The 243-nt window shown below is 44.9% G+C and carries 1 protein-coding gene; it reads left to right on the top strand.

Annotated features, from left to right (window positions below; all coding sequences use genetic code 11):
• Nucleotides 1-243, top strand: a 243-nt coding sequence (locus R0J88_RS22815; protein WP_410901292.1) for a hypothetical protein, incomplete at both ends; no start/stop codon positions are given.

The following is a 243-nucleotide window of genomic DNA, read 5'->3' as shown; positions in this document are numbered from 1 at the left end:
AATCATGGCCGGAAGTGACGAAGGAATTTGGCAAATACAACGACATGATGATCAAAATGTCGGACAACCTAGCCAACTTATTCCTTGGTGTTAAATCATTCATCAATAACAGCATCCTTATGCCTTGGGGTAAAGGACTTGCAGCAGCGTTCCAACCTGCGTTAGAAGCGTTCAGGACATGGCGTGGGGAATATTCCTTTGTGCTGACTGATCTATCAAACAAAGCTGAAAAGGCGGGCAAGA

It is taken from the genome of Pseudoalteromonas sp. SIMBA_162 (genome assembly GCF_046535955.1).
GTDB lineage: Bacteria > Pseudomonadota > Gammaproteobacteria > Enterobacterales > Alteromonadaceae > Pseudoalteromonas > Pseudoalteromonas marina.
This window is presented reverse-complemented; position numbering and strand designations above follow the sequence as displayed.